Annotated in this window: 16 protein-coding genes; 7 read left to right on the top strand and 9 right to left on the bottom strand. The window is 49.6% G+C overall.

The features are described 5' to 3' along the window. Positions 1-40: 40 nt before the first annotated feature. The 8 genes from M6D81_RS01105 to M6D81_RS01070 form a co-directional block, all read right to left on the bottom strand. On the bottom strand, positions 41-1,537 hold the full coding sequence (locus tag M6D81_RS01105) for an aminoglycoside phosphotransferase family protein (RefSeq protein ID WP_262674932.1): 1,497 nt from the start codon (positions 1,535-1,537) through the stop codon (positions 41-43). Beyond that, positions 1,534-2,346, bottom strand: a complete 813-nt coding sequence (locus M6D81_RS01100) for a hypothetical protein (protein ID WP_262674931.1) — start codon at positions 2,344-2,346, stop codon at positions 1,534-1,536. The genes M6D81_RS01105 and M6D81_RS01100 overlap by 4 nt, the downstream gene beginning before the upstream one ends. A gap of 2 nt (positions 2,347-2,348) precedes the next feature. Then, a complete protein-coding gene (locus tag M6D81_RS01095; protein ID WP_262674930.1) occupies positions 2,349-2,831 on the bottom strand; it encodes a hypothetical protein in 483 nt (160 codons plus the stop codon). 156 nt (positions 2,832-2,987) lie between these two features. Beyond that, positions 2,988-4,139, bottom strand: a complete 1,152-nt coding sequence (locus tag M6D81_RS01090) for a T9SS type B sorting domain-containing protein (RefSeq protein ID WP_262674929.1) — start codon at positions 4,137-4,139, stop codon at positions 2,988-2,990. Positions 4,140-4,154: 15 nt separating this feature from the next. Next, positions 4,155-4,709, bottom strand: coding sequence for a GNAT family N-acetyltransferase (locus M6D81_RS01085; protein WP_262675085.1), 555 nt, complete (start codon positions 4,707-4,709; stop codon positions 4,155-4,157). A 209-nt stretch (positions 4,710-4,918) separates the two neighbouring features. After that, positions 4,919-5,407, bottom strand: a complete 489-nt coding sequence (locus tag M6D81_RS01080; protein WP_262674928.1) for an 8-oxo-dGTP diphosphatase — start codon at positions 5,405-5,407, stop codon at positions 4,919-4,921. A 38-nt stretch (positions 5,408-5,445) separates the two neighbouring features. Then, positions 5,446-6,207 (bottom strand): hypothetical protein, encoded by a 762-nt coding sequence (locus tag M6D81_RS01075; RefSeq protein WP_262674927.1) that lies wholly within the window; start codon positions 6,205-6,207, stop codon positions 5,446-5,448. Positions 6,208-6,226: 19 nt separating this feature from the next. Next, a complete protein-coding gene (locus tag M6D81_RS01070) occupies positions 6,227-6,925 on the bottom strand; it encodes a metal-dependent hydrolase (RefSeq protein ID WP_317259083.1) in 699 nt (232 codons plus the stop codon). Positions 6,926-7,155: 230 nt separating this feature from the next. Here M6D81_RS01070 and M6D81_RS01065 point away from each other — a divergent pair, with 230 nt between their 5' ends. The 6 genes from M6D81_RS01065 (at position 7,156) to M6D81_RS01040 (ending at position 11,824) form a co-directional block, all read left to right on the top strand. After that, a complete protein-coding gene (locus M6D81_RS01065; protein ID WP_262674926.1) occupies positions 7,156-7,614 on the top strand; it encodes a VOC family protein in 459 nt (152 codons plus the stop codon). Then, positions 7,615-7,887 (top strand): hypothetical protein, encoded by a 273-nt coding sequence (locus M6D81_RS01060; protein ID WP_262674925.1) that lies wholly within the window; start codon positions 7,615-7,617, stop codon positions 7,885-7,887. Positions 7,888-8,086: 199 nt separating this feature from the next. Next, positions 8,087-8,677 (top strand): TetR/AcrR family transcriptional regulator, encoded by a 591-nt coding sequence (locus M6D81_RS01055; protein ID WP_262674924.1) that lies wholly within the window; start codon positions 8,087-8,089, stop codon positions 8,675-8,677. 121 nt (positions 8,678-8,798) lie between these two features. After that, on the top strand, positions 8,799-10,136 hold the full coding sequence (locus tag M6D81_RS01050; RefSeq protein ID WP_262674923.1) for a cytochrome ubiquinol oxidase subunit I: 1,338 nt from the start codon (positions 8,799-8,801) through the stop codon (positions 10,134-10,136). After that, positions 10,133-11,176 carry a cytochrome d ubiquinol oxidase subunit II gene (locus M6D81_RS01045; RefSeq protein WP_262674922.1) on the top strand — a complete coding sequence of 348 codons (1,044 nt, stop codon included), beginning with the start codon at positions 10,133-10,135 and terminating at the stop codon, positions 11,174-11,176. The genes M6D81_RS01050 and M6D81_RS01045 overlap by 4 nt, the downstream gene beginning before the upstream one ends. A gap of 228 nt (positions 11,177-11,404) precedes the next feature. Continuing rightward, positions 11,405-11,824: a DUF1801 domain-containing protein gene (locus M6D81_RS01040; RefSeq protein WP_262674921.1), complete on the top strand. Its 420-nt coding sequence runs from the start codon at positions 11,405-11,407 to the stop codon at positions 11,822-11,824. A gap of 9 nt (positions 11,825-11,833) precedes the next feature. Here the strand turns inward: M6D81_RS01040 and M6D81_RS01035 are convergent, their stop codons facing one another. Then, positions 11,834-12,742, bottom strand: a complete 909-nt coding sequence (locus tag M6D81_RS01035; protein ID WP_262674920.1) for a tyrosine-type recombinase/integrase — start codon at positions 12,740-12,742, stop codon at positions 11,834-11,836. A 193-nt stretch (positions 12,743-12,935) separates the two neighbouring features. Between M6D81_RS01035 and M6D81_RS01030 the strand changes: the two genes are divergently transcribed. After that, a complete protein-coding gene (locus M6D81_RS01030; RefSeq protein WP_262674919.1) occupies positions 12,936-13,247 on the top strand; it encodes a YbjQ family protein in 312 nt (103 codons plus the stop codon). Positions 13,248-13,260 lie beyond the last annotated feature (13 nt).

Here is a 13,260-nt window from a genome sequence, read left to right as displayed (position 1 = left end):
GGCTGCCGTATTGAATGAAATTGATCTTCACTTGCATCATCTATCCGCGATTCATCAACGACTCGGCGAAGGCCGCTTGTGCTAACAGTCCCTCCCACTCTTCGGGAGGCGCATCGCTTTCGATGTTCCAGCAGACGGCCATTGACGTCTCGACATAGAGACACTTTCGAATCGCTTCATCAGGGAGCTTCAGCTCGCTGGCCAGCTTCTCAATAATCGCATTGATTTTCTCCTCAAGTCCGGGTGTGATATCATCCTCGAATTCATTCAATATAAAACGCGGGATATCGAACAAGGGATCGCCCACTACGCCTTTCGGATCGATAATCCGATATTCGCCGTCTACCCCGAGCAAGATGTTATCGTGATGCAAATCGCCATGCAGCAGCATGTTGCGATTATACGTCTCGCTTAGGGACTTACAGATGTCATTGGCCCGCATCATATGCGCATACAAGTCCGGGCAATCCTGCCGGGTACTCATATACCCCGTTATTTTGCTCACCCACCCGGAATAAGTCGGGTAGATATCGACTCTGGCCGGTTCCCGGTGCATGTCCCGATACAGGGAGCAGAATACTTCCAGCCTCCGTTCCAAGGATGGCTCGCCGCGCAATGGAGTGCCGGGCGACACATACTGCAGCAAGATGACACCGTGCTCAAAATCGCCTTCCAACGCTTTGCAATAGCGGCTGCCCTCATATTCCTGCAGGGCGTAATACTCCGAGTAAAACTCCTTTGAAGCAGCCCGTCCGATCTTCAATACCGTCTTGCCATAGAGCGCCGAGCGGCAAGTCAATACCAGATTGGCAGAATAGGACGGAATGAGCCGTAGCGACGATAGTCCCCATCTATACGCATACCGCTCAATATTTCGTATTGCCTTCTGATAAAAAGCGGCGCCGAACGCTTCCACAATCCGTTCCTTCTCCTCCTGCGAGAAGGAGAACGCCTTCTTCCCTCCTGCGCGAATCCCCTTCTGAACCGCATTCGCCACCCGAAAACACAACATAACGAAGAACAGCTCTGCGATAAAGCCTGCGATGCTCAATACCATTAGCGGGATTGCAGCACTGTCATCGATGTTCAGCAGAAACGGCATAACAAACAATATAATGGCCTGAACAGTAACATAGCCGTTCCTGCGCCCGATTACAACAGCGTGCAAGCCCGATTGCCCGGTTCCTGCGGCGATAGTGGCCAGTCCTTGGAATAGGAGATAGACCATCACGACATGTACGATATGTATGGACTGGGCAACTATCAATTCATCTACCGATAACGCATTCGATAGAGATGGATTACGACCGACGGTTATCAAAAAGTGGATTACAGGCGTTGCCGCCAGCAGCAGCGCTAACCACTTCACTGTTCGAAATTGCTGGTGATGATGATTCAGCCCGAACATCCCGGAAGCCATTAGCAGATAGCCGATCGTATCGGGCAGCAGATCGAAGCCGCCAATCCGGAAATCGATTAATACGAGAAGCCCCCCGTAGCCGAGACTTCTTAGCCCCTTCCTTATTGCTTCTGTCATTGTAAGTTGCCTCCAGACTGTACCAGACGCTTAACCTGCTCGTCGCTCAAATGCTTGTTCATATTAATGGGCAAATACTCCACGATCCTGCTCCCGTCCTCGAGCGTAAAGTGAAGTATAATCCTCGCTTGGAATTGGGCGAAGGCAGCTTCAGCATCGTCGGGAGGAGACCAGTTATGCGAGAAGGACAGCCCCTCCCCCTCCGCCATCCGAACCGGATAATCCAGCTTATCAACCGGAACGCCCGATTCCATCAGCTCGTACCAAGGCTCCAACAGCTCGCGATACGAGTAGTCTATTCCTTCAAGCGTCGCGGACTTGTTAAGAGTCACTTTATATTCGCCGTTGGAGCTGGCAAAGTTGAAGTCCAATAGGCCATCATCCTCTCGAGCCACAATTTGAATCTCGCCTATCGGCACCTCCATAGATCTCCCGCTATCGAAGAACACCGTTGCGTCGCGAATGACAAGCGGCAGTGGCAGATCTGCAGGTATCATTTCCGGCCGAATGGTAGCGCTTGCTTCCATCAGCTTTTGATGCGAATAGCTTGTTTTCTCCCACCTTTGAAAGTTGAGATACGGCAATCCTGCCAATTGAATGCCGGCGATTTTATCTTTGGCATGGCTGTTCTCCAGATAATGTATCCCTATCATTTCTCCGCCAACGTTGCCAGCCGTTATATAATGCTTGAGGAATAACGGTTCTTTCAATTGCATGCTCTTATAGTACATCAAATTTCCTATCCAGCTTCCTGCAATCAACAGTGCTATAACGATTAGCACTTTTTTCTCTTTCAGCTTATCTTGCATGCTCAATTTGCCCTCTCGCTTTCTATTGTTCCGATCACTCGATAATCGTTCACGGGTTCCCCCAATACGTATACTTCAATCTTGCCGGGCAGCTTATCCAGATCAATCTCGATAAGGATGTCTTCGTTCGTGAGCGCTCTCTTCGGATTGCTGTCAATTTGTACGGACAATACATCTCCCCGTTTCTTGACGGTCGCAACCGGGTGCGTATAGAGACCGGATTTCCCCATATTGCAATACATGATCACATTCCCGTCCATCACCGCGAAGTAGACATTTGGCTCCGATGCGAACAGCTTGCTCCAATTCTGCAATCCAACCGCTGACATATCCGAATTCGAATCAACGATAATCTGCCTATACGGTACCGCTTTCGGAAATAACGAATACGCATAGGAAATGCCCGATACGATAACAGCCAATAGTAGTGCATAAAAACCTATATTTCTCAGGAAGTTCATCCGCTCACCTTTCGCCTCGGCCACTCTCTTACTCCTCCCTTTTTCACCAATTGGGATTTGCGATGAGTATACCATATTAATTGCCCTTGAAGACAAAAAACCGCATACGACTGCAACTCATCTTGCTCGTCGTACACGGCATTTTAGTCTGCTCAGACATACATATGCGATTGATCCGGCTTATTCAACCGTGAACATGCCCGTTCCCTGCATCGACCATTCCAGCTCGAATGTCATACTCTTATCCGGATTGCCCTTCATATAACCTTCCGTCTCGTTCTCCAATATGGAGAAGAAGTAATCTCCCTTAGGCACCTTGTTGCCGAGCTCATCCTTCAAATCCCATATTAGCTCGGTCTGCATCATGCCATGTCTCCACTGCACTTCGCCCTTGAACGGCTTAGTGGCAAGCGTTCGAATAACCTTCCCTTCGCTATCCGTAATCTCGACAACCAGCTGAAGCGGCTTGGTCGTCACAACCGTATCTTCCTCACTACGGTTAAGCAAGGTGACAATGAACGGGATCGACTCTCCGGGCTTGAACGGCGAGAAGCCGAGAGCCGCATTCAGCGGGAAGCCGTTGAACCCGCCCGCACCTGTGACGCTGCCCACATACCCTTGATCATAGTACCAATCCTCTTTGTCCACTAGCTTTACCTGCAGCTTATAATCTTCGGGTGTTGCCATGTATGGGAAGTAGTTTCTGAATTGAATCATCTCTCCTGGCTGCAGCTGTGAGAGCGGCACATGCAAAGGCTTATTAGGCTTTAGGGCACTGCTCACGCCCAACGTTTCGCCGCTGTCATCTAGTATGGCGATGACGACATCTTTATTTTTCGGGATGATTTTCTCAACCTTGATCGTTCCGCTTATGACCGGCATATCATCATCCAATGCGAACTGGACGTCCAGATTGCCGAGCTTAACATATCCATCCTCATCTTGAAGCGTCAGATCCCGATCATCCTCATAATAAATATCTACCTTCGCTCTATCTCCGGAAGTCGGGGGCGTATAGTAGACGGAGCCGCCCATCTCATTCGCGAAGGAACGCAGCGGGACATATAGTGATCCATTGTGATTCAGAATTTTAGTCTCATCGGAGCTGATCGCATGGCTCTCGCCGCCTAGATGGAAGTTGACATAGACTGGCGTCAGACGCGCCCGCACTTCTTCCGACACGGCTGCCGCTGTTAACACCATAATAGCCATTCCGCAGAATAAACCGCCAATAAACTTCTTCAACTCATCCGCCTCCAGCAATTTCAATTTAATGCCATCTTCCATATAGACGATATATCCCATTGAAAGTTGCTGCACTTCCGAAAACATTAGCTTCCCGTCTCTTTAATGACGGCGGTTAACCGCTTCTCTACTCAAAATGGAGAAAATGACTGCATCGACAAATTGCCCCTTCTCGAAGAAGCAATCTCTTAAGAGCCCTTCCTCTGCCAAACCTGCCTTCAAAAGCAGCTTCCTGGAGCTAATGTTGGCGGGATCAATGAATGCCTCAATACGATTAAGCTGGAGCGATTGGAATCCATACTGAAGGATCGCTGCAATAGCCTCCGTCATGATCCCCTGCCGCCAATATTCCGGCGTTAACTCGTATCCGATCTCAGCCTTGCTGTGCTCCTTCGCCCAATTATGGTAGCCACAAGTGCCGATGACCCGTTCCTCGTTCTTCAGCGATATAGCCCAGCGTATGCCCTGCTCCGTCTCATAACGTTTATTCCAGCTATCAATCAGGTCAGTAGCTTGCTTAATCGATGTGAAACTCTCCAAATCGTAGAATTCTGTTACTTCATCTCTTGAGAAATAATGGAACAGATCCATGCTGTCCTCTGGTCTTAATTGTCTTAGCGTAAGCCGTTCAGTATATATAACGGGAAATGTATTCATCATTTCACAACCAACTTTCTTTTCATGAATAAGAAGTCAATAGATAGTTTTCGATCCGACTCATGTTTTACCACTCGATATTTTTCATTCGCTGTATAACTCATCTCTCCCAACTGATGTCAATAGTGAAGCTTGATAATAATTCGATCTTTACGCCCGTCATCATTGACTCCTTTCACAACTCCAAGCATATCGTTTAACCCCATTAATTAGTCCGATTCCCTATACCACATTTCCGTAGCGTTCAGCACCTTATCGTTCTCTTGGTCCCACATCGTGCTGTATTCGAATACGCCGGGCTTGAAAAATAACGGTATGCGTTCACGGAACCAGTCCTGCATAGGCAGCTCTTCCAGACTGTCCAGGTCTGCCCACAACAATTCGCCTTCCGGCGGATGCTGTAGCAATTCCCCCCGGAATGAAGTGACCAGATAGTTGAACACCATATAGCGAAGTCCCGTATTTATATTGCAGAACTCATGAAGTCCCTTGAAAGTAATTTCCGTCACTTCGAGTCCGGTCTCTTCCTTCACTTCCCGTATAGCGCCATCCACAATACTTTCAGGAAAATCCACTTTCCCTCCAGGTGAAATATAACCGGGGAACCCCATCTCATTCGGTCGATTGATGAGCAATATGCGATTGCCGTCCCGGATCATACTCATGGTCAGAAGTTGGTGCTGCACATTAGCTGTCATACGAGTCCTCCGTTTTTATCCAAAATGCATCCTGTACGCTAACGGCGATAAGGCGGATCAGCCCCTTCGGAACCTTCCGCTCCCATACTGCCTCTCGTTACTTTATATTTCATGCTATGCGCTCCTGCTTCTTCACCCTTGCGCCATCGCTCAATGAAATAGATATAATAGGTTTCCTTCCCGCTTCCCGTCTCTACCTTCGTCTCTCTTTCAATGGCATAGCCCTGATGGGTCAGCTTGCTTATGCCGACTTCTTTCGGAAATAAATCCGTTACACTGCCGTCTCCTTGCGTTGCGAATGCGACCGCATCATCGGTTGTAAAAGGCGGCAAAGGCGGTGCAGTTAATTGTACGATACCAACGAACACGAGCAGAAGTATAAGCGGGGCCGCCAACGCAGCTGCTTTATTTCTTTGTCTCAGACGTGGGAATAGGGACTGCACCGACTTGTCCATCACGAAGAAGATTAAAGCAGCGAAGGCGCCGAATATGCTAAAGAGAGTACCTTGCAGGAATAAGCCGAAAAGGATACCCATAATGACATGCAAAGTCCCGGATACAAGCCATTCTACCGGACCTTGAAGCTTCGTGCGCCCGATCAGATGCTCTATGACAATAGAGGCGAAGATGCCATAAATAAAAACGGCCGGTACTGTGAATATTGCAATTACCAACATCGATGATAGATAATTGTCAGCCGTCTGCCATAAGCTTCCGCCCATTGATGTGAATCCGAACGTCAGCCCGAAAACGACCACCATTACCGTAAAATAGGCGGCCACACACTTTCTCCCTATCATTCGCTCAACCCTCCCTTAGCTACTGGATTGTCAGCGTCTGTCCGATCTCCATTACTTCCGCTTGCAGTCCTTGATCACGTGCTTTCTTCAGCCAGACCTGCGGGTCCTGCTCAATCTGAGGGAATGTATTGTAGTGCATCGGGATATTCAGTCCTGCATCTAACCACTGTGCCGCGATGATTGCATCATCGATGCCCATCGTGAAGCGATCGCCGATGGGAAGCGCAGCTGCGTGGATATCATTCAATTCTCCGATTAGCTTTATATCGCTGAATAACGCCGTATCTCCCGCATGATAGAAGGTGCGGTCCCCCATCGTAACCAGATATCCGCCCGGAAGGCCGCCATCGACAAACTCTCCTTCCCCGATTTCCAATGCCGAACCGTGCAGAGCAGGCGTCATCTTCACCTTCCCCCATGGCAGTTGGATAGCTCCGCCTATATGCATAGGTTTTACTTTAAGTTGCTTTTTGTAAGCGAAATACATGGAAATTTCATAGTTCGCGATAACGGGACATTTCAGCCGCCTGGCAATGGCCACCGTATCGCCAACATGGTCTTGATGTCCGTGCGTGACGAGAATGGCATCCACTTGAACATCATCCGGGCTTAATGTCGCCATTTTGTTGCCGGATAGATAGGGGTCGATCAGAATGGCATGATCGCCAGAGCGCACTTCAAAGCATGAATGTCCGTGATAGGTCAGCTTCATCGACATCTTATCCAACCTTTCTTCTATTATGTAGTTAGTTATTGCTTCATTTGGGAGTCCCACCCTATTATATCACGATTGCTTCTTCTTGAATAAGATACACCGGGACCTTTCTACGACGGAATACCTCGCTCCTATCTAGCCAAACGGTCGGCGAAGTGCCTACCCCCCCCTTTACATACATACAGTCTGTATGTTAAAGTGAAGCTATCTTACATAAATAAGGAGCTGCTCCCATGAAGCTATCCAGTTTTTACCCTGTCATTATGACCGAAAAAGTTGCCGATACCGCCAAGTTTTACTGCGACTACTTCGGCTTCCACATCGTCTTTGAAGCCGATTGGTATGTTAGTCTGAAGCAGGAGCAGCAAGATCAAGCCTACGAACTGGCGATATTGAATGCTGTCCATCCTACTGTGCCGGAGGCATTCCGTCATTCCGTGAAAGGAATGATCCTCAATTTCGAGGTTGACGATGTCGATACCGTCTACGAGAGTCTGATAACCGTGGCCAGGCTGCCGCTTCACCTGGACATCCGAAGCGAAGAGTTCGGTCAGCGGCATTTCATTACTGCTGATCCCTCTGGTGTACTCATCGATGTCATAACGGTCATCCCTCCTGTCGGCGCATACAGCGAGCAATACTCGGAAAACGTATGGGACGGCAAACAAAGCCAGGATCGGAACATGGAGTAAATGAGCAACTACGTTCCGCTAAAAACCCACTTTGGCTCCGGATTGGCCGAGCGGCTTGCACAGCTTATTACGCCGTTGTATCCCCAATTTCCTGCGGAGTCGTTCATTTCTTCGATATCGAAGCAGACGGAAGCATTGGAGCTGAAAGCAAGAGTCGCCATGTTCAGCCGTCAGTTGAGGAGCTCGTTGCCGGCGGATTATCGCGAAGCGCTAGCCATTCTCCTTCAAGTGCTCCCCTTATGTGCGCAAGTCCGTGGCGAATCATGTGAATGACATGACCAAGATTCATAAAGAGGCTGCATTGGAATGGCTGTGGGATCGGATGAAGAATCCGGACGAACACAGCTGCAAGATGGTGCGTCATTCTCTTAGAACGCTGATAAAAGCCGAAGATGCCGATGGCTTGCGTCTATTAACAAGCTGCACGCCGACAGAATCAACCTGAGCAAGAATAAGCGAGGAGCCATACCATATGAGAAGATCGAAAGCGGAGCAAAAACAAGAGACAATACAAACGCTGATTCAAACGGCAAGAACGCAATTCTCCGAACTGGGGTATGCGGCAACGCCGCTTGAAAAGCTGGTCAGCGATGCCGGAATGACCCGGGGAGCGCTGTACCATCATTTCGGCAATAAAGAAGGCTTGTTCCTGGCTGTGCTGCAATCCGTTCAGCAGGAGATTGCAGTGCGCATCGAGTCGGAAGCTTCTGGCAGCGATGATCTTTGGGAACAGCTCATTCTGGGATGCCGGGCATTCATGGCTGCAGCGGTGGCGGATAATAATCGGCGCATATTGCTCATTGACGGTCCCTCTGTATTGGGCTGGGATGTGTGGCGGCGAACGGACGAGCAGCATGCCATGATGACACTCCGGGATCAGCTACAGATTATGCAGACTCAAGGTATTCTGAAGCATGCAAGCGTAGATGCGCTAACCCATCTGTTATCCGGCGCGATGAACGAAGCCGTGCTCTGGATAGCCGAATCGTCCGAACGACAGCAAGCGCTGGAGGAAAGCGTTGCAGCCATTACGCTCTTATGCGAAGGATTCAGAGCCGACTAATTGCTCACACCCTTTCCCCGTTTTCGTCCATGTTTCAATCTTTTTACTGCATGCATGTTTCTAGAAGCATTTACCAATGCTAACAGAGATACTGGATGTGGAAAGGATTGGAGAATAAACGATGGATACGGTGACACTTGCCAGAGCGCTGTTCGGCTCTTCAATGGCCTTTCATATTATTTTCGCAACGCTTGGCGTAGGCATACCTCTTATGATTGTCGTTGCAGAAATCCTATATCATGTCAAGAAGGACCCCGACTATTCCACGATGGCCAAGCGCTGGACGAGAGGATTCGCTATTATTCTCGGCGTCGCAATTCCGTCCGGCACCATCGTAGGCGCTATGCTGGCGCTGCTGTGGCCCGGCTTCATGGAATATGTGGGACAAGTGATCGCATTGCCTTTCCAGGTGGAGATATGGGCATTTTTCCTGGAAGCTTTATTTATGTCTATCTATGTCTACGCTGCAGACAGACTCCCTCCCCTTGCCCGGATCGTAAGCGTCATCTTCGTTGCGATCGGAGCCAGTGCTTCTGCTGTGCTTATTACCGATGCCCATGCCTGGATGAACACGCCGACGGGATTTGAGATCGTAAATGGGGAAATTGTGAATGTCGATCCGTGGGCGGCCGTGCTCAATCCCAGCATATGGACGACGGCGGGTCACGTACTGCTGTCCGCGTATATGACAGGCGCTTTCGCAGTCGCCTCAGTCGCTGCATACAAGCTGTTAAGAAGGAATCGAAGCGCTGTGGAGTATGCCTATCATGGAAAAGCTCTATTTATCGCGCTTCTTATTGGGGGCATTATGTCGGTTGGAACGGCGGTGAACGGACACGCCACCGCGCAGATGCTGCATCATTACCAGCCGGAGAAGCTGGCTGCCGCTGAGGGATTGTTCGAGACGCAAAGCCGCGCCCCGCTTGCAATTGGCGGAACGGCCGACGCCGAATCCCGAACGTTGAATGGCTCTATCGAGATACCGTGGCTGCTCAGCTTTCTGGCGACCAACTCCTTTGATGGCGTCGTGCGAGGACTGAACGACTTCCCGATGGAGAACTGGCCGCCTCTGCAAGTGCATACGTTATTCAACCTGATGGTAGGAATCGGGACGCTGCTCATCTTGATGGCCTTCGCTCCTATTGCCTACCGGCTGCTGCTGAAGCGGACTTATCCTCGCTGGACATTGCTGGCGCTGGTCGCGACCGGACCTCTTGCGATGATCGGCATCGAGACCGGGTGGATATTCAGCTGCACAGGCAGGCAGCCGTGGACGATTTACCATGTGCAGCGCACCAGCGAAGCCGCAACGCAATCGGAGAGCCTTGGCTTGCTGTTTGTCCTGTTCATCGGGATATATGTCTTTCTGCTAATCGTCACTGTTTTTGCTATGCGGTTTTACTTCAAAAGGCATCCTGTGCTTCCCGAGCTTGCCGGCAGGGAGGCGACACCAACATGAGCGATGTAACTTTGGCGATTTTTATACTGTGGGTGTTCATATTCATATACTCCATATTGGGTTCGATCGACTTCGGCACCGGCTTCTGGGCGATGCTGTTCGACCGGAGAGGCTCCAGGACCAATGCAGGTGCTATTGCGAACCGCTTCCTGTCGCCAACGTGGAAAGTGACGAACGTATTTCTCGTATTGCTAGTCGTCGCGCTGGTTGGCTTCTTCCCGCGCTCCATGTACACGCTGGCTGCCGTACTCGTGCTTCCGGTAGGTCTTGCGCTGCTGCTTCTTACCATTCGGAGCACGTTTATGGTATTCGCATTCGCCTTTCGCAAGTGGAGCCGCCTTCTGATTGTCGTCTCGGGCGTGACGGGTCTGCTTATCCCCGGCTTGCTCATTAGTGTATTGCCGGTTACACTTGGCGGCTTTGTGACGATCGACGGCGGTGTGCCGCATCTGGAGCTGGCTAAGCTATTCAGCTCGCCTACAGAATATGCGCATCTGGGCTTCGGGTTGTCGACCGAGCTGTTCTTGTCCGCCATCTTCCTCGCCGACTACTCACGTGAGGCGGAGGATGAACAAGCCTACCGGATATACCGCAAGCTGGGCATCGTGCTTGGTCCTCTCACGCTGATTATGGCGCTCTTGACGACCTTCACAATGGCGCCCGAAGCGGCTTGGATCGTCGAAGGCTTCCGGGAGCAGGCGCTGTGGTTCGGCTATTCCGTCATCGCGTTCCTATTGGGATACGGCGCATTATTCTGGAAGCGGAATAGCGGCTTTATCGGCTTCCCACGCTGGACAGTCGCCGCAGTCGTCGTACAATACGCGCTTGCCAGCTATGCGTATGGCGTATCCCATATGCCTTACCTCATCTATCCGATTCTGACCGTAGAGCAAGGGTTCACGAACCATACGATGTTCCGTTCACTGTTAATCGGCTATATCGTCAGCTCTGTTGTGCTCGCTCCCGTCTTCTATTGGTTCTGGCGGTTGTTTCTGAAGGACAAGCGTTATTTGAAGCAAAAACCGGAAGGGTCATCGTAAGATGCTCCTTCCGGTTTTTGTTTGGTTCGACTTCTATCCGTTTCGACATATACTTTACATAAATATTTTTATGGCAATATTTTTATTAATGCCATTAAACAAACATAACTATTATTATGTTAACTTTGGTCCAGGAACTGTGATGAGATTCTTTTACGTCATGTGCAAATAATGTTATACTATGCAAGATTTCGACCTGATTATCACCGAGAAAGGAGAAGAATCTTCATGAATACAATCCACAACTCCAAGGTCGCCAATATTTTTGAAAGCTATCCCGTACAGATTCGCACAAAACTGCTGTTCCTTCGCCAGTTGGTATTCCAAACCGCTTCAGAAACAGATGAAATCGAAATAGTCGAAGAAACTCTAAAGTGGAGTGAACCAAGCTATGTTACAAAATTCGGAAGTACACTCCGAATAGGCTGGCAAAAGAACAATCCCCACCACTATGCGATGTACTTCCATTGTCAAACGAAACTCGTCGAAACATTTAAGGAGATTTTTGGAGATCTTTTTCGCTATGAAGGCAATCGTGCCATCCTATTCCACGAAAATGATCCCTTGCCTGTCGATGAATTGAAACAGTGCATTTTATTAACGCTTACCTATCATAAACGTAAACATCTTCCCCTGCTGGGCGCATAACCTTCGCATTTACTTTAGGACAGGGATATTTGGGCGCAGTTTACTCATCGCGTATTGTTTGGATTCATCCAGCACATGCGTATAGATTTGTGTCGTCGAAATATCCTCATGACCGAGCAGCTCTTGCACGACCCGCAAGTCCGCCCCATTGCGCAGGAGATCCGTTGCAAAGGAATGCCGCAGCTTGTGCGCGGACAACTTGATACCGTGAAGCTCCTCATGCTCTCCTTGCAGCGCGATGAACATCTTCTCTGCTATCGTCTGCACCATCCGCTTGCTTATCCTGCGGCCGAACTGCGAGATGAACATTGCCTGCTCGTCCTTCTTGTTGCGCGGCAGAATGCGTACATGCCCATAATGGAGCAATAAGGCGTTCAGCTCGGTTGGCAGCGGAATATACCGCCACTTCTCCCCTTTGCCCAGCACCGCAAGTGACCCACGACCGGATTCATAGTCGTTCACGTTCAGACGAACGATTTCACTGACGCGAAGTCCCGCATAGGCCATCAAGGCCACAATAACGACGTCTCTTGCCATATGCTTGCTGTTCACCGCATGCAAGCATTTGTCCAGCCATTTTCGTTCCAGGAAGACAGGCCGGCGGTTCTTCTCCACCTTCGCTTTCTCAATCTCAAGCGTAGGGTTATGGCCGGCCAGTTGGAATCGCATCATCACTTTGAAGAACAGGCGTATCGCCGACTGGCATCTGTTCCGATACTTCGCCCCCGCACCGCGCTTCCTCACATTCGTCAGGTGCTTCATCACATCCAGCTCACTCACTTCGTGAAGCGGTTTCCCGTCCAATTCCATCAGGAATTGCTTCAGATCGTTCGCATAAGCCGTCTGAGTCTCCTTCGCATATTCCCTGTCTTGCATATAGACGACGAATGTCTCTATTTCTTGTTCATAGGTCTCCATTTCTATCGCACATCCCTATCATCTCTATCGGAAAATCATCTTAGAAACTAAATTGCGTGAAATATAGATTTCATGCAATTTATTATAGCAGGTTGCCCCTTGAAAATCACGGCCATGCTAGGAGTATAATTGGAAACTTCAGCTAAAACTACACGTAGTAAGGAGAGGAAATAAACATACAGGAGGAATCGGCATGATTATAACCACAACTCCCGCAATTGAAGGACATCCCGTCAAGCGATACCTTGGCATTACAACTGGCGAAGTCATAATGGGGGCGAATGTCGTAAAAGACTTTCTTGCCTCCATTACCGATATTGTGGGCGGACGTTCCGGAGCGTACGAAGGCAAGCTTCAAGAAGCAAGAGATGCCGCGATGCATGAAATGCAGCAAAAAGCTGCTCATATGGGGGCCAATGCGATAATTGGCGTCGACATCGACTACGAAGTGATCCGCGAAGGCATGCTCATGGTCGCAGTAAGCGGAACGGCTGTTAGCATCTAAACAAGAAGAAAAG

The organism is Paenibacillus sp. J5C2022, from assembly GCF_025567625.1.
In the GTDB taxonomy this organism is placed as follows: Bacteria; Bacillota; Bacilli; order Paenibacillales; family Paenibacillaceae; genus Pristimantibacillus.
The sequence above is the reverse complement of the archived record's forward strand: the minus strand, read 5'-3'. Positions and strand labels throughout refer to the sequence as shown.

Bases quoted from the DNA above. Each gene is read 5' to 3' on its own strand.
- M6D81_RS01105 (WP_262674932.1), bottom strand. From the start codon at position 1,537: ATGACAGAAGCAATAAGGAAGGGGCTAAGAAGTCTCGGCTACGGGGGG.
- M6D81_RS01100 (WP_262674931.1), bottom strand. From the start codon at position 2,346: ATGCAAGATAAGCTGAAAGAGAAAAAAGTGCTAATCGTTATAGCACTG.
- M6D81_RS01090 (WP_262674929.1), bottom strand. From the start codon at position 4,139: ATGTTTTCGGAAGTGCAGCAACTTTCAATGGGATATATCGTCTATATG.
- M6D81_RS01085 (WP_262675085.1), bottom strand. From the start codon at position 4,709: ATGAATACATTTCCCGTTATATATACTGAACGGCTTACGCTAAGACAA.
- M6D81_RS01080 (WP_262674928.1), bottom strand. From the start codon at position 5,407: ATGACAGCTAATGTGCAGCACCAACTTCTGACCATGAGTATGATCCGG.
- M6D81_RS01075 (WP_262674927.1), bottom strand. From the start codon at position 6,207: ATGATAGGGAGAAAGTGTGTGGCCGCCTATTTTACGGTAATGGTGGTC.
- M6D81_RS01070 (WP_317259083.1), bottom strand. From the start codon at position 6,925: ATGTCGATGAAGCTGACCTATCACGGACATTCATGCTTTGAAGTGCGC.
- M6D81_RS01065 (WP_262674926.1), top strand. From the start codon at position 7,156: ATGAAGCTATCCAGTTTTTACCCTGTCATTATGACCGAAAAAGTTGCC.
- M6D81_RS01060 (WP_262674925.1), top strand. From the start codon at position 7,615: ATGAGCAACTACGTTCCGCTAAAAACCCACTTTGGCTCCGGATTGGCC.
- M6D81_RS01055 (WP_262674924.1), top strand. From the start codon at position 8,087: ATGAGAAGATCGAAAGCGGAGCAAAAACAAGAGACAATACAAACGCTG.
- M6D81_RS01050 (WP_262674923.1), top strand. From the start codon at position 8,799: ATGGATACGGTGACACTTGCCAGAGCGCTGTTCGGCTCTTCAATGGCC.
- M6D81_RS01045 (WP_262674922.1), top strand. From the start codon at position 10,133: ATGAGCGATGTAACTTTGGCGATTTTTATACTGTGGGTGTTCATATTC.
- M6D81_RS01040 (WP_262674921.1), top strand. From the start codon at position 11,405: ATGAATACAATCCACAACTCCAAGGTCGCCAATATTTTTGAAAGCTAT.
- M6D81_RS01035 (WP_262674920.1), bottom strand. From the start codon at position 12,742: ATGGAGACCTATGAACAAGAAATAGAGACATTCGTCGTCTATATGCAA.
- M6D81_RS01030 (WP_262674919.1), top strand. From the start codon at position 12,936: ATGATTATAACCACAACTCCCGCAATTGAAGGACATCCCGTCAAGCGA.